17 protein-coding genes and 1 tRNA gene are annotated in these 22917 nt (G+C 45.9%); 14 read left to right on the top strand and 4 right to left on the bottom strand.

Features of this window, described 5'->3' with window-relative positions; all coding sequences use genetic code 11:
- The first annotated feature begins 44 nt into the window (after positions 1 to 44).
- The 8 genes from ylqF (at position 45) to DWX43_RS15145 (ending at position 5953) form a co-directional block, all read left to right on the top strand.
- Entirely contained in the window at positions 45 to 896 is an 852-nt protein-coding gene (gene ylqF, locus DWX43_RS15180) for a ribosome biogenesis GTPase YlqF (protein ID WP_109732040.1), read from the top strand.
- 33 nt (positions 897 to 929) lie between these two features.
- On the top strand, positions 930 to 1475 hold the full coding sequence (gene lepB, locus DWX43_RS15175; protein WP_118620870.1) for a signal peptidase I: 546 nt from the start codon (positions 930 to 932) through the stop codon (positions 1473 to 1475).
- Positions 1468 to 2232: a ribonuclease HII gene (locus DWX43_RS15170; RefSeq protein ID WP_109732042.1), complete on the top strand. Its 765-nt coding sequence runs from the start codon at positions 1468 to 1470 to the stop codon at positions 2230 to 2232. Before lepB ends, DWX43_RS15170 begins: the two co-directional genes overlap by 8 nt.
- Positions 2233 to 2381: 149 nt before the next feature.
- Positions 2382 to 2744, top strand: a complete 363-nt coding sequence (locus DWX43_RS15165) for a YraN family protein (protein ID WP_109732183.1) — start codon at positions 2382 to 2384, stop codon at positions 2742 to 2744.
- A 42-nt stretch (positions 2745 to 2786) separates the two neighbouring features.
- Positions 2787 to 3644: a peptidoglycan editing factor PgeF gene (gene pgeF, locus DWX43_RS15160; RefSeq protein ID WP_118620869.1), complete on the top strand. Its 858-nt coding sequence runs from the start codon at positions 2787 to 2789 to the stop codon at positions 3642 to 3644.
- A 3-nt stretch (positions 3645 to 3647) separates the two neighbouring features.
- Positions 3648 to 4550 (top strand): mechanosensitive ion channel family protein, encoded by a 903-nt coding sequence (locus tag DWX43_RS15155; protein ID WP_118620868.1) that lies wholly within the window; start codon positions 3648 to 3650, stop codon positions 4548 to 4550.
- Between the two features lie 3 nt (positions 4551 to 4553).
- Entirely contained in the window at positions 4554 to 5780 is a 1227-nt protein-coding gene (locus DWX43_RS15150) for a metallophosphoesterase (RefSeq protein WP_118620867.1), read from the top strand.
- Positions 5781 to 5880: 100 nt separating this feature from the next.
- A tRNA-Thr gene (locus tag DWX43_RS15145) sits at positions 5881 to 5953 on the top strand.
- Positions 5954 to 6026: 73 nt separating this feature from the next.
- Here the strand turns inward: DWX43_RS15145 and DWX43_RS15140 are convergent.
- Both DWX43_RS15140 and DWX43_RS27005 read right to left on the bottom strand, forming a co-directional pair.
- Positions 6027 to 6905 carry an Ltp family lipoprotein gene (locus DWX43_RS15140; RefSeq protein WP_118620866.1) on the bottom strand — a complete coding sequence of 293 codons (879 nt, stop codon included), beginning with the start codon at positions 6903 to 6905 and terminating at the stop codon, positions 6027 to 6029.
- Between the two features lie 184 nt (positions 6906 to 7089).
- Complete coding sequence (locus DWX43_RS27005) at positions 7090 to 7251, bottom strand: hypothetical protein (RefSeq protein ID WP_181368744.1); 162 nt, start codon at positions 7249 to 7251, stop codon at positions 7090 to 7092.
- Between the two features lie 206 nt (positions 7252 to 7457).
- Here DWX43_RS27005 and DWX43_RS15135 point away from each other — a divergent pair, with 206 nt between their 5' ends.
- Together DWX43_RS15135 and DWX43_RS15130 are read left to right on the top strand one after the other, a co-directional pair.
- On the top strand, positions 7458 to 7901 hold the full coding sequence (locus DWX43_RS15135; protein WP_109732047.1) for a MarR family transcriptional regulator: 444 nt from the start codon (positions 7458 to 7460) through the stop codon (positions 7899 to 7901).
- Position 7902: 1 nt separating this feature from the next.
- The gene (locus tag DWX43_RS15130; protein ID WP_118620865.1) at positions 7903 to 8673 is read left to right on the top strand and encodes a sulfite exporter TauE/SafE family protein; all 771 of its coding nucleotides are present in this window, start codon (positions 7903 to 7905) and stop codon (positions 8671 to 8673) included.
- On the opposite strand, the gene DWX43_RS15125 is transcribed toward DWX43_RS15130, so the two are convergent.
- Positions 8674 to 9801 (bottom strand): glycerate kinase, encoded by a 1128-nt coding sequence (locus tag DWX43_RS15125; protein ID WP_118620864.1) that lies wholly within the window; start codon positions 9799 to 9801, stop codon positions 8674 to 8676.
- A 158-nt stretch (positions 9802 to 9959) separates the two neighbouring features.
- The gene (locus tag DWX43_RS26800; protein WP_182440718.1) at positions 9960 to 11012 is read right to left on the bottom strand and encodes a sugar diacid recognition domain-containing protein; all 1053 of its coding nucleotides are present in this window, start codon (positions 11010 to 11012) and stop codon (positions 9960 to 9962) included.
- A 156-nt stretch (positions 11013 to 11168) separates the two neighbouring features.
- On the opposite strand from DWX43_RS26800, the gene DWX43_RS15110 reads away from it, so the two are divergent.
- From DWX43_RS15110 to DWX43_RS15095, 4 genes are all read left to right on the top strand, one after another.
- Positions 11169 to 12185, top strand: a complete 1017-nt coding sequence (locus tag DWX43_RS15110; protein ID WP_182440717.1) for a type II CAAX endopeptidase family protein — start codon at positions 11169 to 11171, stop codon at positions 12183 to 12185.
- Between the two features lie 29 nt (positions 12186 to 12214).
- Positions 12215 to 13075 (top strand): NAD(P)-dependent oxidoreductase, encoded by an 861-nt coding sequence (locus DWX43_RS15105; protein WP_118620862.1) that lies wholly within the window; start codon positions 12215 to 12217, stop codon positions 13073 to 13075.
- Between the two features lie 46 nt (positions 13076 to 13121).
- The gene (locus DWX43_RS15100; protein WP_118620861.1) at positions 13122 to 13952 is read left to right on the top strand and encodes an MBL fold metallo-hydrolase; all 831 of its coding nucleotides are present in this window, start codon (positions 13122 to 13124) and stop codon (positions 13950 to 13952) included.
- A 181-nt stretch (positions 13953 to 14133) separates the two neighbouring features.
- Positions 14134 to 22887, top strand: a complete 8754-nt coding sequence (locus DWX43_RS15095; RefSeq protein ID WP_118620860.1) for a prepilin-type N-terminal cleavage/methylation domain-containing protein — start codon at positions 14134 to 14136, stop codon at positions 22885 to 22887.
- The last annotated feature ends 30 nt before the right edge of the window (positions 22888 to 22917 follow it).

The raw sequence follows: 22917 nt of genomic DNA, 5'->3' as shown, positions 1-22917 counted from the left end.
TAGTCTTGATTGACTACATCATTATTATACTAGGAGGAAATAACATGCATTTTCAATGGTACCCGGGTCATATGACGAAGGCCAAACGCATGATGCAGGAGAATATAAAGCTGATCGACCTAGTGATCGAACTGGTCGACGCGCGGATTCCGGTGAGCAGCAGAAATCCGGAGATAGATGAGCTGGGAAAGAATAAGGCAAGATTAATCCTGCTTAACAAATCAGACCTGGCGGAAGAAAAATGGAATGATGCCTGGGCGGAGTATTTTAAGGGAAAGGGATATTCTGTTCTGAAAGTGAATTCCAGAAAAGGCGGAGGGGTGAAGTCCATACAAGGCGTCATTCAGGAGGCGTGTAAAGAAAAGATTGAGAGAGACAGAAAACGCGGGATCCTGAACCGTCCGGTAAGGGCGATGGTAGTCGGGATACCGAATGTCGGAAAGTCTACGTTTATCAATGCACTGGCAGGAAAGGCCTGTACTAAGACCGGGAATAAGCCGGGAGTGACGAAGGGAAAGCAGTGGATACGCCTGAATAAAAATGTAGAGCTGCTGGATACACCGGGTATTCTCTGGCCTAAGTTTGAAGACCAGACAGTCGGACTCCGCCTTGCATTTATCGGATCTATTAAGGACGAGATTCTGAACACGGAAGAACTGGCTATGGAGCTGATCGGATTTTTGAAGGAAAAATACACTGGTATTTTGAAGGACAAGTATCAGATAGAAGAGGCGGAAGATCATTTTGAATGCCTGAGATCCATTGCCGAAAGCCGCCATTGTCTGGTAAGGGGCAATGAACTGGATACAGAAAAAGCCGCAAAGATCCTGCTGGATGATTTCAGAAACGGCAGATTGGGAAAAATTACACTTGAATTTCCTGAAGATTATGCATAAGATAAGAAGAGATACTGGAAAGAAGGATAGGATATGGAGCAGGAGAGAAGCATTTTAAGGGAACTTCTGGGCTGGATTGTATATATACTGATTATTGTAGGGCTCACCTACCTTATCATTACATTTGTAGGGCAGCGGACACGTGTCAGCGGTTCTTCTATGGAAACGACACTTTCAGACGGGGATAACCTGATTGTGGATAAGATTTCCTTCCGTTTTAGAGACCCGAAGCGGTACGAGATTATTGTATTTCCTTATCAGTATGAGGACAATACATATTACATTAAGAGAATCATCGGCCTTCCGGGTGAGACTGTACAGGTAATGGACGGCAAGGTTTATATTGACGGGCAGGAACTGGATGAACATTACGGTAATGAAGAGATGCTGGATCCCGGAATCGCGGGAGAGCCGATCACACTCGGTGATGATGAATATTTTGTACTTGGAGATAACAGAAACCACAGCGCGGACAGCCGTCAGGAAAATGTGGGCATACTGCACAGGAAGGATCTGCTGGGAAGGGCATGGATACGGATCTGGCCTTTCAGCAAATTTGGTGTAATCAAGCATGAGTAACAGTATCAGTGAGATAAAATGGGAATTTGAGCGGGCAAAAGAGAAAGAACTCCACACCCTCTATGAAAAATACGGGGAAGATACAAGGAATGGAGTTCAGAATCTGATAGCAAGATATAAAAAGCAGGAAGAAAAGCTTAAAAAGGAGCGCCAGCGCCTTGAGCAAATGCGTGAATATGAGAAAAAATATACCCAGTATGCATATATCTGCGGGATTGACGAGGTCGGCAGGGGACCGCTTGCAGGCCCTGTTGTGGCAGGGGCAGTGATTCTTCCCCACGACTGCGAAATATTATATTTGAATGATTCTAAGAAATTAACAGCAAAAAAGCGTGAAGAACTGTATGATGAAATTATGAATAAAGCAATCGCGACCGGAATCGGGATGGTGAGTCCGGCCAGAATTGATGAGATCAACATTCTTCAGGCAACATATGAAGCCATGCGCATTGCGGTGCAGGAACTACGCACTGCACCGGAACTGCTGCTCAATGATGCAGTGACCATTCCGGGGATTACGATACGGCAGGTGCCGATCATAAAGGGTGATGCAAAAAGCGTATCGATTGCGGCTGCCAGTATTATTGCAAAGGTGACAAGAGACAGACTGATGGCTGAGTATGATGAGATACTGCCCGATTATGGATTCGCAGAGAATAAGGGCTATGGCTCTGCGGCACATATCGAGGCTTTGAAAAAAAAGGGACCAACACCGATTCATCGGCGTTCATTTATAAAGAACTTTGTATCTGTTTAGCGTTTGTGGTGTTTTCTGGGTACAGGGTGAGCGGCCGCAGCCGGCATGATCTTTTCATGCAGATGTGGCTGGGTGGCTACTGTGCACACCCTGCGGGTGTACACAGTAACGCCGGGTGTTGTCTGAGGGATAGCAGTCTGGTACAGAAAATGCAACAGAGCATTAGAAAAAACAACAGAAAAGTAGGAACAGATTATGAACAGGCGGCAGGTTATTATCTGGAACAGCAGGGATATGTAATTCTGGAATATAATTACAGGTGCCGTATCGGGGAGATTGACCTGATAGCCAGAGATGGCGAATATCTGGTATTCTGTGAAGTGAAATTCCGCCGGGACCGGAGAAAAGGGAGTCCGCTGGATGCTGTCGGTGTAAAGAAACAGAGGACACTGTACCAGTGTGCCCTGCATTATCTTTCGGTACACAGGATTGACGGGATTCCGTGCAGATTCGATGTAATCGGTATTGAAGGCGGTAAGGTTACGCATATCCGGAATGCTTTTGAGGGATAAAGCCGTTATTTGCATATAGAATGAAAAGTGAAAGGATTTTTTATGAGTTTAGGACTTCATTATAAGAATCAGAAACGGATTTTCAGAGAGATTGAGACGGATACTCCTTATTTGGAATATCCGTTGTTTCAAAATACGGGGATTGTAAGACATGGTTTCTCGACGCGTCTGGGCGGAGTCAGTGAAGGCTGCTATTCTTCACTGAATTTAAGCTTTACACGCGGGGACAGGGAAGAAGCCGTGCGTGAGAATTTCCGCAGGATGGGGAATGCGCTCGGGGTGAGGTGTGAAGATATGGTTTTTACACAGCAGACCCATACTACCAATGTCCGTGTTGTGACGGATCAGGACCGCGGGATGGGGATTGTGCGCCCGCGGAGTTATGCGGATGTTGACGGGCTTGTGACCAATGTTCCGGGAATCTGCCTTGTCACATTTTTTGCAGACTGTGTCCCCCTTTATTTTCTGGACCCGGTTAAGAAGGTGATTGGCCTGAGCCATTCCGGATGGCGGGGAACTGTCGGAAAGATCGGAAGGAGGACCGTGGAACTAATGCAGGAGCAGTACGGCTGCTCGCCGGCCGATATCCTTGCGGCGGTGGGACCTTCCATCTGTCAGGACTGCTATGAGGTCAGTGAAGATGTGATCGTCCAGTTCCGGGAACATTTTGCAGAAAAAGACTGGCCCGAATTGTTTTATAAAAAAGAAAACGGGAAGTACCAACTGGACCTCTGGAAGGCGAATGAACTTGTTTTTCTGGAGGCAGGGATTCATAAAGAACATATAGCCGTAACAAACCTGTGTACTCACTGTAACAGCGACATTCTGTATTCCCACAGGACGACAGGGGACAAAAGAGGAAACTTGTGTGCGTTTCTTGCATTGAAGGAGGAGGCATAAGAAATGATATTAGCGGCATCAGATTTTAAATCTGCAGAAGAAGTGACGACAGAAGTCACGCAGGAAGTAAGCAGAATGTCACAGTACTTTCAGGATCATCTTCCGGGGCTGATTGGTTTTGGAATTAAGGTTTTACTTGCGCTTGTATTTTTCTTCATCGGGCGCGTTGTCATCCGCTGGATACAGAAGCTTGTGCGGCATTCTCTGGAGAGGACGAGTGCGGATAAAGGCGTGATCCAGTTCGTGGATTCCCTTTTGAAAGCCAGCCTGTATGTGCTGCTGATTTTCACCATAGCGACGAAACTCGGGGTAGAGTCCTCATCGGTTGCCGCACTGCTCGCATCCGGTGGTGTTGCCATAGGTCTTGCCCTGCAGGGAAGTCTGTCAAACTTTGCGGGCGGCGTCCTGATTTTGCTGTTGAAGCCATTTGTGGTAGGAGACTATATCATTGAAAACACAGGCAAGAATGAGGGAACAGTAAAAGAGATTCAGATTTTCTATACAAAGCTGTCTACGGTTGACAATAAGACGATTGTGATTCCCAATGGCACGCTGGCAAACAGCAGTCTGACGAACGTGACTGCAAGGCCGGAGCGGCAGTTGGATATGAAGGTAGGCATCGCTTACCATGCGGACCTGAAAAAGGCAAAAACCCTGATTGAGGACCTGCTGTTAAATGATGATTCCATTATGCAGGATGAGGATATTAAGGTGTTTGTAGATTCCCTCGGGGACAGTGCCGTAATGCTGGGACTTCGCGCGTGGGTGAAGACAGACGAGTACTGGCCGACAAGGTGGAGGCTACTGGAAGAAATCAAACTGATTTTTGACAGAGAAAATATTGAGATACCTTATAACCAGCTGACGGTTCATATGTATGGAGAAGAAAACAAAGGAGCAGAGTAGAAAATGCTGGCAGTTTATTTATCACCTGTTTATATACTGCTGAATTTATATATTTTAAGATGGCTGCTGCGGTGGATGAATGCCTGCAGCGGCTATTTTCACGGGAAAAAGCCGAAAGCGTGTGTCGCCGTGGTTTATACCCTTTTGGCAACAGCCCTGCTGACCGGCTTTCTGATGCCTGCGGGGAATCTGCAGAGAGTCCTCAAACTGATTGGCAATTACTGGCTTGGCGTGATGCTTTATGCCCTGCTTGTAATTCTTGCAGCGGACCTGATCAGGCTGATCTTAAGAATATTCGTGTGGAAGGACTGGGGACGGGACAAAGAGACAGATAAGAAATGGAAGATCCTGCGTGAAAGAAGGGGATTCGCCGTGATTGGGGCGGTATGTGTGATCCTGATGGCTGCTGCGTGCATCGGCGGGGCGGTAAATGCCCGAATCATCAGAACCACAGATTACGATATCAGTATTGATAAACATGCGGGAAATCTGGATGAACTTAAGATAGTACTGGCAGCGGATCTGCATCTGGGATATAATGTGGGGCACCTCGAGATGGAGCAGATGGTCCGGAAAATAAATGCACAGAAACCGGATTTGGTCGTGATCGCAGGAGATATATTTGACAATGAATATGAGGCTCTGGATGACCCTGACCGGCTGATTTCTATTTTAAAAGGCATAAAAAGTAAATATGGGACCTATGCCTGCTACGGGAACCACGATATTCAGGAAAAGATACTGGCGGGGTTTACGTTCGGCGGCAAACATGAAAAAAAGGAAAGTGACCTACGTATGGATGAGTTTCTTAAAAAAGCCGGAATCACACTTCTTAAGGACAAGGGATTGTTGATTGCTGACAGCTTTTATCTGTATGGCAGACCCGATTTTCACCGTCCGGGACGGGGGATTGACGTGCGCAGGACGGCAGAAGAGATTACTTCAGATTTCGACAAGGATAAACCGATCATTGTCATCGATCATGAGCCAAAGGATTTGGACGAGCTTTCAAAGGCCGGTGTTGATCTGGACTTGTGCGGGCATACCCATGACGGACAGACATTTCCGGGAAATTTGACGGTGGGCCTTATGTGGGAAAATTCTTATGGATACCTCAGGAAGGGGGATATGCATAATATTGTTACCTCAGGAGTGGGCGTGTTTGGGCCGTTCATGAGACTGGGTACAAAAGCAGAGATCTGTGCGGTGAATGTAAGATTTGCCGGGTGATTTGAAAAATGTGGGGATTCTAAAAGAAAAAAGTAAAAAAACTGTTGAAATTATTGCTGAAAAGAGATATAATAATCAAGGTTCGTCTGACGGACCATAAGCTGGAATAGCTCAGTCGGTAGAGCACCTCACTCGTAATGAGGGGGTCGTCGGTTCAAGTCCGATTTCCAGCTTTGCGAGAAAAGGCCGCAAACCTGTTTATAAGGGATGCGGCCTTTTTAATGTCTTCTTGGACTAATTGCTCTTTTAGTAACCTACAGCTGAAACTCCATATTCGGCCTGCTCTGCTGAAAATCCTTCAAATATCAGCTGGTCAATTAATCCGTCTCTGGAAAAAGAGGAATAATCCAGATAACTTTTTGCCTTTTTTGCTGCTTGCTCATTCCAGTCGGCACCACAATTATCGGCAGCATATGTAGAAGATTCGGTTGAAAAGCCTTCAAACTCCAACTGCTCTATCAGGCCGCTGTATGAAAATGCCGTGTATGCCAAATAGCTTGATGCTTTACTCAATGCATTTTTTTGCTCCATTGTTGCACTTTCCTTTGCTTTCCGGTCAGCTTCTTCCTGGGCAGCCTTTTCAGCAGCAGCTTTCTTTTCTTCTTCGGCTTTCTTTTCTTCCTCAGCCTTCTTTTTATCATCTTCAGCTTTCTTCTGGGCAGTTATCTTATCAGCAGCTATTTTTCGGGCTTCGGCTTCCGATGCTTCTAATCCTTCGTATGGTTCCATTCGCTTTTTATAAGCAGTATATTCTTCTTCTACCTTCTCAAGCTGTGCAATTTCGGTCTTGTACTGTTCGGCTTTTGTACCGATTGAATTATAATCATCTTTTAATTTCATGTAATCGGATTTTGAGACCCTGCCAAATGAGGAAAACATAAAAATCAACAATAATAAAGCGCCTGCAATCTCAAAAATCAGCCGTAGAGGGACTTTCTTTCTAGGTGCCGGCGGTTCTGGGGTGGGCAGATTAAAAGCTGGTTCTGGCTGGTTAAAAACTGGTTCTGGCTGTGGTTGGTTAAAAACGGGCTTTGAATCTGTATTAAAGATCGACTTTCCGGCCGGTGTGCCACAGCTGGGACAAAAATTTCCTTCAAATTCGGTTCCACAATTTGTACATCTCATATAATTTTCCCCCTGTACATTAATATTTATATTATAAATATATTATGAAACGGAAAAAAACACAAGCAGCAAATCCTAAAAGAACCGAAGACCCCATTACTGTAAGGGACTACGGTTCTTTTTGCACCTTATTCTGCTGACTTTTATGCAGGATATGAGCTGCGGCGTGGCCTTTGGGTTTACATTATTCCCCGCCGGGACCATCCCGTCTCGGGACTTCGTCCGGGATAACGTTCGTAGCATTTGTTTCCGGAGCAAGGGGGATTTCTATATTCTTTTCCTGCTTCCCCGGGTCTATTGTACGTGCAGGGTTGGTACGGCCGGGCATATTCGTATAATTATCCATTTTGCACCTCCTTTATCTTATGTATCTAGTATTTCCCTAATTTCGAAAAAGTATGTCTTAGGAAATGCTTGACATTCTGGTTTTATATGTTAAAATAGTTCATTGAAGAACAGTTCTTTAATGAACTATATATTCTGGATGGATTGGAATAAATCCGATTTATGCGGTCTGCAACGATATGTCTAAGAAAGAGTGAGGTGCCATAGATGCTGACAACTATTGAGTTTTTGACAATTACAAACCAGTTCCAGAAAGTATATGGGAGCAAGCTGAGCGAGATTGCATCTGCATATGATATGACAAAGGTAGAAATTGATGTCCTGCTTTTCCTCTATAACAACCCACAGTATGACACAGCGAAGGAAATTGTAGAGTTCAGGCATATTGCAAAGTCCTATGTATCCAAGGCTGTTGACCTGTTGGTGAAGCGGGGATATCTGGCGGTGGAAGAGGATGCGTCGGACCGGAGGGTGGCGCATCTGACCATAGTGGATGGTGCGGCCAAAGTGGCAGCGAAGGCCAGAAAAGCGCAGGAAGAAGTCATGGGAGTTATTTTTGAGGGAGTAACTGAGGAAGAAAAGCAAACCTTTGAAAATATCCTGCGCAAGATGATGGAAAACATGGAAAAAGATAAACGAGGTGAAGATTAAGATGATTGCGAAGATACTAGTATGTCTGGCTGCCGGCATGGGTGCCGGAATTGGGACTGGCCTTGCGGGACTGTCCGCAGCGGCGGTTATATCCCCGATGCTGATTACATTTTTAGGGTTCGATGCCTATGAGGCGGTAGGAATTGCGTTGGCATCTGATGTGCTGGCATCGGCGGTTTCGGCGTATACATACGGGAAACATAAAAATCTGGATATCAGGAACGGGATCGTGATGCTCTGTACCGTCCTGCTATTTACGATGGCAGGAAGTTATATTGCCTCCCTGCTTCCGAGCACGACGATGGGAGGATTCTCGGTATTTATGACACTCATTCTGGGAATCAAATTCATTGTGCGCCCGGTTATGACGACCAAGGATAAACAGGAGGAAAAAGATAAGAAAACGAAGATTATACAGTCCATCTTGTGTGGGATTGCAATTGGGTTTATCTGTGGGTTTATCGGAGCAGGCGGCGGAATGATGATGCTTCTCATGCTGACCAGCGTGCTGGGGTATGAATTAAAGACGGCCGTCGGAACAAGTGTGTTTATCATGTCATTTACAGCATTTACAGGAGCAGTATCACATTTCTCGATCAGCGGAAGCCTGCCTGATATGCCGGCGCTGGTACTCTGTGTTCTCTTCACACTGGCCGGTGCAAGGGTTGCTGCGAGATTTGCAAACAAAGCACCAGCCAAGACGTTGAACAGGGCGACAGGTGTTGTACTGTCCATTCTGGGGATTGCTATGGTTGTGGTGAAGTATTTATAATCACAGCAGCCGGAATACCTGCTCCACGCTGTCGGCCATATTCTCCCGCGCGTGTTCCGGCGTCATTGCATCCTCCAGTGTTGTAACTCCCCGCACAATCGGGAAGAATGCATCAATCCCGGCTTCATTGCATACCCGTGCACCTTTCGTGACGCCGCCTGCGAATGCGAGAACTTTCGCCCCATGCTTCTTCGCCAGTTTTGCCACACCGACTGGAGCCTTTCCCATCGCTGTCTGATGGTCCAGACGCCCTTCCCCGGTTACGACAATATCGGCATCTTTAAGTTCGTCCTCCAGACCGACCGCATCCAGAATCAGGTCAATTCCCGGTGTGAGTTCGGCATGCAGGTAACTGAGCAGCGCGAAGCCAAGCCCGCCGGCAGCGCCAGCCCCTTCCGCTTCTGCAAAATCGTTCCCGAGTGTTTCTTTTGTCACCCTTGCGTAGCTGGCCATATCTGCGTCCAACTGTGCCTTCATGTCATCCGTGACCCCTTTCTGGGGGCCGTATATATAAGTGGCGCCATTTTCCCCGCAGAGGGGGTTGGTTACGTCACAGGCAACCTGAAAACGGCATTCAGACAGTTTCGGGTAAGCATTGCTGGTGCAGACTGCAGCAATCCGTCCGAGAGCCTGTGCACCCTGTCCGACATCCTGCCCGTCCTGATCTATGAATAAATACCCCAGAGCCTGCAGCATTCCAATTCCACCATCATTGGTGGCGCTCCCGCCGATGCCGATGATGAAGTTCCGGCACCCTTTTTGTGCCGCGTCACGGATCATTTCCCCGACGCCGTAAGTTGTAGCGGCAAGCGGATTTTTTTCTTTCCCTGACACAAGCGTGATTCCGGCCGCCGAGGCCATCTCCATGATTGCGGTGTCAGTTTCTTTCAGATATCCATAATAAGCTGGGACTGGTTCACCGAGCGGTCCTGTCACGGTGAGGTCGATCCGTTCGCCTCCCATCCCTTCAATCAAAGCATCAACGGTACCTTCCCCGCCGTCTGCCAGAGGCTTTACGACAACCTGCGCCTCAGGATGGGCGCGGAGAATCCCCTCGCGGGCTGCAAGCCCTGCCTCCATAGAACTCAGACTTCCTTTTAATGAATCAATTGCTGCAACGACTTTCATATTCAATACCTCCGTGATGAATCGAACAGTAACACATTATCTGAATTCAGTATAACAGATGGGCGATAAATGAGTATGGTACAGGTAATAAAAAATATAGGCATTTATCCATAAAATTATCACCTGTACCAAACACGATCCAGGAAAAAACTGGTATCCTAATGGTTACAGAATAGTGCGAACTGTAGTAAAAAAGCATCCTGAAACAGACGGGGATTCAGTCCTGTTTTTTCGGTAATTCTGTCCAGCTGGTACTGGAGCGTGTTTTTGTGGATAAAAAGTGCTTCCGAAGCATCCTTCAGTGATAAATTGCAGGAAAAATAGATGTTCAGAATCTTTAATTCCTTATCATTGAGAGAACTGAGAATGCGTCCGGCATAGAGCTTCTGGATTTGATCCGGCAGGCTCTCCAGTACGAATTCAATGGAAATGTCATCAATGCTGCAGAATACAGTATTCAGCTGCCGTGCGTGTCTGCGGGCAGTCTGTGCGCTGTGGTAGGACTGGCTGAGCTGATAAAGCGGCCCGAAGGGCCCCATGCCGGCGTGCACACGGTCTTTGTATTTCGAACCGAATTCATCGGGCGAAAAGCCTTGCCATGTCTCACGGTCAAAGACTACCACCCATTCATTCGGGTAAAGGTAGACAGAAAGCCGGCAGCTGATGGCAGAAAAATAGAAACGCAGCGAAGGTTCCAACGTCGTATCCTTCATCTTAATGGACAGCACCGCATATTCTTTGGAGGAATCTATCTCATATTTTTCCAACAGAATATCCAACTGCTTCTGGTTCTGCACATTGTCATAGATCAGTGAAGTGATGAGGAAATGGATGGAACGGTTTTCAGACAAAAGTTCCTCGTTCAGCTGCTGTTCTTTCAGGAAAACCTCTGTAATCTTGGTGATTAGGAAGCCAAATTGTTTCAGGTCGTCCGGATTTCCCGTGATCCCGATCACCGCAACCGGGGTACCTTCGAGAAAAATCGGATAGTTAATACCATTTCGGGCACCCTTGAAATCATGGCCGTCACCGACAAAGACGGGGGTCCCCCTTCTTATGGCTTCGCATCCGGCTTCATGGAAAGTTCCGATCCGCTTGGAATCCGTGCTTCCTATAATAATGCCGGATGCGTTGATTAAGTTAATGTCGTTTCCAACAACCTCATAGACTGCTTTAACAATCTGTGATGCAAGCTGTCTGGATAGTTCCATGAATATCACCTCCGTAACAAATATATGGTCATCGTACCATAAAAAAAGACTACAATCCATAAAAATCGATAACACGGAATGTATATTGTTAATTTTGCAGTGAGACGTTATAATAAAGAAGACAAAATGAAAGCAAAAGTGAGCAGGAGGATACGGATGCAGGAACATTTGGGGATAGATACAGTAAAGGAAGGAAAACGCTTTTTTTCAACAATCGGATTTTTGTATCTGGCAGGATCGGTCATTATATGGATTGTGCAGGACCTGACCATCGGTATGGTCCACTATATGAAGCCTGAACTACTGCAGAATAATACCCTTTTCATGATGCTGCCAATGCTGTCGATGTATATACTGGGAATGCTGATGCTGATTTTTCTGGTCAGCCGCATGAAAACAGAGAAAAAGATTGCCGTGCATAAGATGTCAGTGGGAAAGTTAATTATGGCTGCAATCATGTGTTATGGGATCATGTACGCAGGCAATCTGGCGGGGAATTTCCTGACGATGCTCATCGGATTATTCAAGGGTTCGGCGGTCACAAACGAAGTGGCTTCAATGGTGGCGGGGAACGCGCAGTGGGCCGTGTTTTTCCTTACAGTTCTATGTGCCCCGGTGTATGAAGAGGTCATTTTCAGGAAACTGATTATTGACCGTGCGGTGGTGTACGGAGAAGGCACGGCGGTGGTACTTTCAGGAATCATGTTCGGGCTGTTCCACGGAAACCTGAACCAGTTTGCATATGCATTCTTCTTAGGCCTGTTTCTGGCTTTTATTTATGTAAAAACTGGCCGGCTCAGATATACGGTCATCCTCCATATGGCGGTGAACTTTGTGGGGAGTGTTGTCTCAGTATGGATTCTGAATGCATCACGTTTCAGTGAGCTTCCGGGGGCTACGAGCCTGCTTCAGACAAATGTGGCTGAGGGGATGGCGAAAATCAGGGAACTGATGCCGGGTATCGTGCTTATAACGTTATACAGTCTGGCTGTGATTGGGACTGCCGCTGCGGGAATTACACTTCTAATTGCCTACAGGAAAAGTTTCCGGCTGCTGCCGGGAGAAAAGATGATTCCGCAGGGAAGGCGGTTTGCGGTTGTGGCACTCAATGCCGGGATGCTGTTGTTTACTGCCTTCTGGCTGATACAGATGGTCATGCAGCTTATGGCTTAAATATAAAAAAGATAAGGAGAAAGAATAAAATGAAAAAAATTGGATTTATCGGTGTCGGTATTATGGGAAAATCAATGGTGCGCAACCTGATGAAGGCGGGATTTGAACTCCACATCTATGCAAGGAATAAGACAAAGGTGGAAGATGTGATCGCGGAAGGCGCATTTTTCCATGACAGCATCAAGAGCTGTGTGTCAGGCTGTGAAGCGGTCATCACGATCGTTGGCTTCCCGAAAGACGTAGAGGAAGTTTATTTTGACGAAGGAAATATTCTGGACAGTGCAGAGGCGGAGACTTATCTGATAGACATGACAACGACCAGCCCGCAGATTGCGGAGAAGATTTATGCAGAAGGGAAGAAAAAGGGATTCCACGTGCTGGACGCTCCGGTTACGGGCGGTGACACAGGCGCCAAAAACGGGACACTCTCAATTCTTGTGGGGGGAGATCAGGAAGACTACGAAGCATGTATGCCGCTGTTTGAGGCAATGGGGAAGAACATCAATTATCAGGGAAAAGCAGGCTGCGGCCAGCACTGCAAATTGGCCAACCAGATCATGATAGCGGGAACACTTTCCGGGGTATGCGAGGCCCTCACTTACGCGAAGGCAAAAGGTCTGGATCTGGATACCGTTTTGAAGTCGGTTGCGACGGGTGCGGCCGGAAGCAAACAGCTGGATACGTTCGGACCAAAGATTCTGGAAGGGGACTACGAGCCGGGATTCTTCATGAAACACTTTATCAAGGACATGAAGCTGGCGCTGATCGAGGCGAATATGAGTGAACTGAGTCTTGATGTGTTAAGCCAGGTGCTTGCCAACTGTGAGGAACTGGAGGCAGAGGGCTATGGGGAACTCGGGACACAGGCACTGATGAAATACTACGAATAAAGGAAAGCAGCTTAGAAGGACGGAAACAAAGCATCAGGAGGAAGACATGAAACTGACAATTTTAGGCACCGGAAATGCCACAGTAACAAAATGCTATAATACCTGCTTCGTTTTGTCTGACGGGGACAGACATTTTCTGGTAGATGCAGGAGGAGGAAACCAGATACTGGGGATTCTGGACAAGGTAGACGTGCCGCTTCAGGATATCCATGATATTTTTATTACCCATGAACATATCGACCATCTGCTGGGGCTGATCTGGCTCATCCGTATGATCGGGCAGAAAATGAATCAGGGAAAATACGAGGGGGATGTACGGATTTACTGCCATAGTGACCTTGTGCCAGTCATCACGACAATTACAGGACTGACCATCCAGAAAAAGGTGACAAAGCATATCGGGGAGCGGATTCAGTTGATCCCCCTTGAGAGCGGGGATACGAAGAAGATTCTGGACTGTGATGTGACTTTCTTTGATATCGGCTCAACAAAGGCAAAGCAGTTTGGTTTTACCCTGACAACAAAAGAAGGTGTCAAACTTTCCTGCTGCGGGGATGAGCCGTATAATCCGTGTGAAGAGGAGTATGTAAAAGGCAGCGACTGGCTCATGCATGAGGCTTTCTGCCTGTTTGGTGAGGCGGATAAATTTAAGCCTTATGAAAAGCACCACAGCACGGTGAAAGAAGCGTGCCAATTGGCGGAGGAGCTGAAAGTCCCGAACCTGATCCTTTACCATACCGAAGAAACACATCTGGCAGAGCGGAAGAAACTGTATACGAAGGAAGGGCAAGAGTATTACAGGGGGAATCTGTATGTGCCGGACGATGGGGATGTGTTTGAAGTGCAGATGGCTGGGAATATAAGAAATATACAATAAGTTATACCATTGAAACGTAATAAAAAGGCGTGTGATATGCGAGTGATGGCTGAATACAAAAACAGCCAGAAAACGCGGTCTGCACGTCTTTTTTTGTTGCTTTTAATGGGGTAACGGGGTATGATAATAACAAGTAAGTAAGCGGGGGAAAGATCGTCGTGGGAAATAAGAGGGAGTACATATGGATCACGTGAAAATAAAGAACAATACAAAAGGTTTTACACTGGTAGAGATGATTGTGACACTCATCATAACAGCGATACTGGCAGGTGTAGTCATAGGAGGGGTGATTGCCTACCAGAGATATGCCACATTCAAGAAAAATAACGAATATGCCCAGACCATTTATACAGCGGCGCAATCGGCATTCACAAGGGCGAAGGCGGGCGGGCAGCTGGATGCGCTCGCAGAGCTGATGGAAAAAAGTGAATATAAAGTCAATCAGTTTTCCGAAAATATGATAGAAAACGGAGCGTCCGGTTTCGGGACCGGCAGGGCTTACTATCTGTTTCTGGGGCCGGAGGCTCCGCAGACTGCAGAAGGAGAAGAGAGTGCATATAAAATTGTGTATGACATGATAGACGATTACGTCTATGATGCCACAATTTTAGATGCCGTTTTTTGCGTAGAATTTGACCCGATCGATGGGATTATTCTCGGAGTCTGCTATAACGACAAGGCGGATTCCTTCTATTATGGCATGGCAGGCCAGGCGCCGGGAAAAGGCACATCCAATGATATCAGTGACCGTTCTGTGGAGGCGCGGAAGAAGATGCTGTTGGGGTACTATGGGCTGGATGATGTATCCGACCGGGCGCCAAGTTCATTGAAAAAGACAGCGTTAAGCAACGCAGAACTGGTAAATGGCGATACATTATATGTGAAATGGAGTCTGACTTCAAAATACAAATATATGACGAACCAGCTCAAGTATAAGATCCAGTTATATAATGCAGATACGAAGAAAATGGCCGCATCACTGGAAGTGAATAATATTCCCGATGCGAAAAACATCGTGAAAAGGCAGAATGCATCCAACGTGGGTGAAGATGAGCTGTATATCCAGTGCAATGTGACGATCTATGAAGAAGACGGAAAGACAAAGGCTGTTTTAAAGGATGTGCGTTTTCGTGCGTATGCCTCTGAGAACAGTGTGATGTATCTTGTACTGGATGCAGTCGATCTGGAAGCCGCATCGCTGTCGGAAAAGAAAGATGCCGATTATGGAGATACATACAGTATTAAAAGGCTTGGTCTGGAAGGGATGAATCTGTATGCCAGAGTTCAGGCAGGCGGTTCTTTTTATAAGTCCAGCGCATGGAAACAGACGAATACAGAAAATGCCCTGTTTGCAGATACAAAAACCACGGACGATGGCAAGACGGTAACTTATGGAGTTAAGAATGCAAGACATTTAAGCAACATCCGTTTTGCAGAAACAAATAAAAATGACAAGGGCAGGGTAAATGAAACTATATTCCTGCAAAAGGCAGACTTCAGCTGGGACGGGGAAAATGGCATAATCAGCCGGAAATCGGTTTTCAATAAGGGGAAAATCGTAAGTGCTGAGAAAGAAGGAAAAGAGAAGGCATTTCCCCCAATTGAAGAATTCGGTGAGGATTGTAAGTACACAGCGAAAGATGAGAAAAGCGGCAAGGTTTACCAGATTCAGAATATGCTTCTGTATGAAGTGCCTGTGTCTTCAAAGGCCGAATCAAAACCATTGGGAATTTTCCGCAATAATGCGGGGACGGTCGAATATGTATCCCTAAAGAAGGTTCAGGCAGAGGGCAAAGACTACGTCGGTACCATATGTGGACTGAACAAGGGCGTTTTACGGGATATTACGACTACAGGTGTCGTAAAGGGTAAAGATTATGTGGGTGGTATAGCCGGAAGCGATATCACCGGCAAAAAACAGACTGCAAATGGTGAGGAAGTCAGCTTAGTAGGCACTGAAAGAATATATGAAAACCTGAAAAATGGAGCCAGTGTGTCCGGGCAGTCCTATGTGGGCGGAATTACTGGATATATGTACGGGCGGTACAGGGTTATAAACGCAGAGAGAACACTTCTTATTCAGGACTGCAAAAACACAGGATATGTAGAAGGAAGCGGCTCCTGTATAGGCGGGATTGCAGGCTATAACAAGCTGACTATGATCAAAGACTGCACAAGTAACCCAATACCATCTGGCGAAAAGATGGCGGAAATTGAAGAAATGGCAGAAGCGGATACATGGACCGGAGATTTTGTGGGCGGTATTATAGGACTCAACGAAAACGCAGCGATTACCGGATGCAGTACAGGTGCCGGGACAGCAAAAGGGTATGTGACAGGACGCTACTATGTGGGCGGCATAGCCGGAATCAATACGACGACAGCAGGCACGGCGTCCGGTCTTGACGGGGATGGCGCAGTCAGCCGCACTTATGTAATGGGTAAGGGATATGTTGGCGGTATTGTAGGGGCAAACGCCACTCTGGAAGGGGATATACAGAAGTATCTGCAGGGAGAAGGTACAATTGATGAGATTGTCCCGGCAAAGCAGCATGTTTCTTCTAATATAAGTAATTGGGAAAATACAGGAATTGTAGTTGCAGCAGAAAAATATGCAGGAGGTATTACCGGGTATAATGCCGGTAGTATTCTGGACTGCCGTACATCCTCAGATGCAGGCAGCCTGTCAGGCGCAAGTGCAATGGAAAATGCTTATGATATTGCCGTGAATGGGGACTATGCCGGAGGCGTGGCAGGTTATAACAACGGAACAATCAGCGGAGTAAACAGTATCCCGGTCGTAAGTATCGTGGCAGGGCAGAATTATGTGGGAGGAATCATAGGATATAACGACACAGATGCAGTAGTAACAAACTATATGCTGGCCGGAGGTTTCATAAAGGGAAATAATTTCGTGGGCGGATATGCCGGGGTAAACCGTTCCGTGCAGCTCTGCAGAGAATCTCTTGAGGCGAATCCTAATCTGGTAAAGGGTGAATTATATATCGGTGGTATATTGGGAGGCAATCTTTCAGCTTTGCAAAATCTTTATGTGAATATGTTATGTAATACAGATAATTTCCTCGGAGGCGTGACCGGAACGGCCTTTGTGGGCGGATTTGTCGGGTATAACCGCAATGTGGCAGACGGAAATGACGGCGGAGATTTGGCAGATATGGCAAAGATATACTATTCAGAAGAGGAGAGTAGTGATCCTTATGCATGTGCAGATTATAACTTACTATATGAAAAAGTGAAATCATATGATGATATAGCTTCTGCTGGTGAATTGTTTATCGGAAGTGACAAAATAATAACCGTAAACAGGCTGGGAAGCATTACAGGACAGATTCATGTCGGCGGAATACTGGGATATAATGCGAGTGGGTCGGCATTATATATTGTCGATGCAGTGAATAAGACACCTGTAACTGCTGAGTCCGTTATACAGGAAGATGGGAAAGCGTATTCCTACGCAGGCGGAATCACCGGTCTGGTAACAGAGAAAACATGGATTATGAGATGCTCAAATGATTCATCAGCGAGGATATCTTCAGAGGGGACTTATCTGGGTGGAATTGCGGAGCGGTGCAAAGGGGCTGTTAATGAATGTACAGTAAGCGCAGTAGGAAGTAGTGACAGAGACTATGTAGGTGGAATCGTAGGACGCAATGATACAGAGGGCTCTCTTGCAAGTAATGTTATATTAAATACAGTGACAGGACATGATTATGTCGGCGGTATGGCAGCGGAGAACTTTGGCACGATTAGAGGCAAGAATAATTCACAGTACAATTTTACAGTTCAGGTTTCTGGGAATTACGCAGGAGGCGTGGCAGGATGGAACCACAAAGGTGCAGTCATACAGGAGCATATTTTTGATAGTGGATACAGGCTTGAATCAGAAGGAAATTATGCAGGCGGCCTGATTGGACTGAACGAGGGGGATTTAAATAACTGCTCCATAAAATCCTCTGCAATGGTCCGGGGGGATCAGTATGTCGGCGGTCTTGTCGGGAGTCAGCAGAGCGGTGTCATAACGGAATCCGTGAACGGGGCATCCGCAACAGCTGAACAAGGGTATTCCGGTGGAATTGCAGGCGAGATAATCAATGACAGTCTGGTCGATTCCTGTACAAATACCGGAGATATTCGCGCGGAACGTTCCGGAGATGCCGGCGGAATCACAGCCATATTAGAACAGGGTGCAAGAATAAATACTACGAAAAGTACGGGAAATGTAATCAGCTCGAACGGAAATGCAGCGGGAATTGCGGCACTTAATTATGGAGAGATTACAGCTGCCAGTGCAAGTGGAACAATCACAGCGTTAAATGATGTTGGTGGAATTGCAGCCATAAATGACCATGTCATAAAAGAATCCGATGTGAGCCGACTTACATACACATCTGTTGCAGGCAGCTCCAACAGCCGGATAGGCGGGACCACAGCGTTAAATACAGAAAACGGAGTGATTGAAAACTGTACGGTCGGAAAAGACGGAAAAGTTGCTATCTCTGCAAAAGCAGCGGGAGGATATTATGGAGGCCTTGCGGGAATTAACCGGGGGACAGTCAAAGGAAGCAGTGCCGGAAATCTCTATACAAAAGTCAGTGCGGATATTAACGCGGATACTTCGGATTCCGCGATATCTGCATACATGGGCGGGATCACAGGATTGAATGAGGGCACGATCAGCTTCTATAGTTACTCTGGAACAATTACAGGTGATGGTGGAAGTGTTTATGGATATGGTGGAATCGCAGGCAGTAATGAGAACAGTATTACGGATTGTATGGCAGAGGGCGTGAAGATTACTACTAACGGCGCCGCAAACGATCCTGTTAGTGCAGGGGGGATTGCCGGACAGAATGGTTTAGATGCCCGAATCAGCCATTGCAACTTCAAATCTGGTGAGATCAAAGCAAAGGTATACGGGCATGTAGGAGGTATGGCCGGAACCAATCAGGGAACTGTCTCGGAGAATAAATGCATGGGAGGCACTGTTTCACTGACTATTTCGCAGGGAAATATAGGCGGTCTTGTTGGTGTCAACGAATCATCAGCCCTAGTAGCGGAAAGCAGTACTGGCGGGAAAGAGAAAGATGGTAATGAATGGAACGTAAGTGCTACATCACATGCCACTGATAATGCAATTGGAGGTATCATAGGGTACAACCATTCGTCAAAATCATTGGATAAGCTTGTAAACTATGCGGATGTTAATAAAGATATTTCAGGCAATAACATTTCCGGCATTGGAGGTTTGGTTGGAAGACAGGAAAATCAGCTTTCCGATTCATGGGTTATGAAAGAATGCGTGAATTATGGTGATATAAAGGGCCCGATTGCAGTGGGGGGAATGATAGGGCGCTGGAAGTATAAGGGCGGTACGATTTTAAACTGTGAGAACTATGGCAGAATTAGCGCGCGTCAATCCAGAGTCGGCGGTATGGTTGGCGACTGCTATGCGATAGACAGTGGTCAGACATTGGATATGATACAGTGTAAAAACCAGGGGGTTCTTGCCGGTACAGAAGACATCGGGGGTATGATTGGAATGGCTACAGCAGTACCTAGTGTGGAAATATACATGAATTTTTATCAGTGTGTGAATATTGGTTTAATACAGGCATCATCTGAAACCGGGGCCGGTGGTATTGCTGGAAATCTGGCAAATACCAAAGCAGAATATAATATCATACAGTGCAGGAACTATGGACTGTCTGAGAAAAAGATGTCAGGAATTGTAGGAGCAACCAGTGCTGAAAATACAGTCATTAAAGATTGTTTTGGAGTTGCAGACTGCAGTGCACCGGTAACAAAAGCCAGTGTTAAAAGCGTAAATAGTAGTTATTATTTCGACAATTCACTGATAGGGGTGTTGGGCGACAAAAGCAGCAGATTATATGTGAAAAAGGAGGGGGATGTTTATACAGCTTATAATGCAAAATCAGGAAATGTACTGACAGGTCTTAGGGCGGATCCAACTTCCTCCGTTTATAATGATAAGACGGATACAGGTGTGAAACGTCTGGAGCTGTATAATACTATAGACAGCCAGTTGTTGGCCTATTATGAGCAAAAATATGGCAATGCAAAGCTGAATAATCCGACGAACGTTAACAGAACAGATGAAGGCGGTTCCTATCAGCTCTCATGGAACAAGGATGCGTCAGCATATTATTACGAGGTGAAGGCAGAACTTTTTGATTCAGGGGAAAGCACGAATCCGGTTACTCAGGTTTATCAGGTATATGGTGCAAACAGTTATAATATATCAATAGAAGATGACTGGGATGGCAAATATCTGCAGTTGTCGGTAAGGGCAGTGAGTGGAAAAGAAGAATACAACTCTGACTGGGTGCTGTATAAAAAGAATGGGGAAAGTAAATTACCAGTAGCACCATTTTTGGCAACACCACAGGTTCACATGGCACTTGAGTTGGAGGGTGCCCAGAAAGGTGGATATCGTTTTGTACTGGAAAATAAAGATGATTATCCGCAGGAAGTGCAAAAAAATATAGTGATTCATACAACAGTAGGAGGGATAGACTATACATTTACTGCTGAACAGGGAGAATCTGATACTCTGTATAATAAAGATCTGGGAGCGAATACGATTGTCATAAACTATGCGGAGTACATACATGAAGATGGAAAGTACAGTAATTCCATCAAGTATTCAAGGCAGACTTGGCCGATGTCCTATACAGAACTAAATAATAAAGAGACTGCAGAGATAACATTCAGCAATTTCAGCGGCAGCCTGACCGGATCTGTTGCATATGATTTGAAGGCAAAAGAAAAGAACGGCACGCAGGTAATCTATCGTGCGGAAATGCTTGCTTATGATGCAGATTTAAACATGCAGGTGGCAGTCTCCTCTGCAGTGGCTCGTCTGACGGAAGGATTATCTGTCATTCAATTGACAAATCTGCCAGATGAGATACAAGAACCGGGGACGAATGTAACCGTGCGGTGTTATCCCTGGAGAAGCCAGAACAATGTTGCGTTTTATGCAGACAAAGTTGCAGGAAACCTAACAGCAGAAGAAGTCCGTAATATGAAGGCTATTTATGACACAAGCGGAAACTTAAAGGGCGGATACGTTATTGAACGGACTGAGGATGGGAAATACGAAGTGATTTACAGTCCACTTGTTGCATATGGTTTTACAAAACAGGTGAAATCATCAGAACTTACAGTGCCTAATAAGAAGAAACCAGACAGACAGCCGGCACCTGTACTTTCAGGGTCCTATAAGGAAGAGGAAGGAATATATACATTCAGCTGGGATGAGGGCAGCAGCGGGGGATCGTACAATGTTCTGATAATAGGAATTCCGTTTGGCTCGAATAAAGAAGTCCAATTAAAAACAGAAGATACTACAAAACATTCGATCGAAATGGATGGAAGCACATGGAACTATTCAGAAATAAAAGTGTCCGTCACGAGGCTGGGAACAAAAGACGGTGATAAGATCACTAAATTCAGTAACCGCTCCATGAAGTCTTACCAGATGACACTCCGGCTTTCGAAGATTACGCAGCCGTCTGTGGAACTGGAGAAGGATGAGCACGGGGAAACAAATAAAAACGAATTGCGTTATTCCGTAGCATGGCGGGGATATCAGGATGAGAATATGCTGAAGGATCTGGATACCTACGTGATTTATGCGAAGGATGTAACTGAAGGCAAAGCAGAAGAGAACAAGGTGAAAACAGCGGCGTGGAAAAGTTCAGATACCTCAGCAGTGATTGATCTTGAAGCATTCGCAGGATGTACCGTGGAGATCTATGTGAATGGATTGGTAAAGGCAGACGCAGAACATTACAGAAATTCGTTTGATGGAATCAGTTATTCCTTTGATGTCCCGACAAGAAAGGCAGGACCATCTGAAAATATCATCAGTCTGGATAAATCGGCATCCGATATTTTAGACTCTGCTGCGTTCGAAGACGAGGGAGTCCGGATTCTGGCAGCAGACCCTGACCGGACGGGGGCCGGAAAATATGAAATCAGACTGGCATTGTATGAGAAGTCCGGTCAACAGGAAGAGACAGCGGCCTTAGGCGATTTTGTGATGAATGGTTCCTTGAAAGACAGTTCATTTAACCTGAATAGAGATTCCGGTCTGCTGAAAGAGTATGCAGGTTATTATCTGGGCGTGAAGGTGAGGACTATTTCTGATAATGAAATCAGTTCCAAATGGTCCGCAGAAAAACGGTTCCCTCTTCCAAAGATGAGACTGGATGCGGTGCAGCTGACAGAAGAACAGATTCTCCGGAAATGCAGCCAGAAAGTAACGATGGTTGGTGGTATGGTCGACGATACAGAGATTTCAGTGGAGCAAAATGCGCTTACATGGAGCGATATTGAATTTTCGGAAGGGTATTCGATCTTGACTTCAACCAAAGACGGGAAGAATTATGATCTACGTCTGGTTAAGGGGGATGACAAACCTTATATGCTGTCAAAGAAGAGGATAGATGATAATACAGGTAAGGAATACTGGGAAGAGCAGGATCTTATAAGTGCTGAATCTGAACAAACGGAGAATGGAACGGTCAAGACAACCTACTCCTTTGCATTTGGTTATGAACATGATATTATTAATCAATCTGTGATGAAATACGAGACAAAAGTGAAAGGCTTTGTAGAATTCATTCAGTATACAAAGGATGCTGAGAGCTGGTATACATTCCAGATTATTCTGCCAGATATAACAACAGAAGGTGGGTTCAATGAGGTGGCAGGTGACTACGAGAATGATCCATATGCATATCTGTTTACATCCGAAGTTACAATTACAGCCTTGACAAATGACGCACAGCGGTATACGGATGCAAACCAGATGAAATGGCAGAGAAAACAGAATGAAGAAACCGGAAACTGGGAAACAAAAATTGAGGAACAAAAACCAGAGGATTAGTGGAGCCGGAGAAAGAATAAGGAAAGGGGG

The organism is Clostridium sp. AF19-22AC, from assembly GCF_003479085.1.
Classification (GTDB): domain Bacteria; phylum Bacillota; class Clostridia; order Lachnospirales; family Lachnospiraceae; genus Faecalicatena_A; species Faecalicatena_A orotica.
The sequence above is the reverse complement of the archived record's forward strand: the minus strand, read 5'-3'. Positions and strand labels throughout refer to the sequence as shown.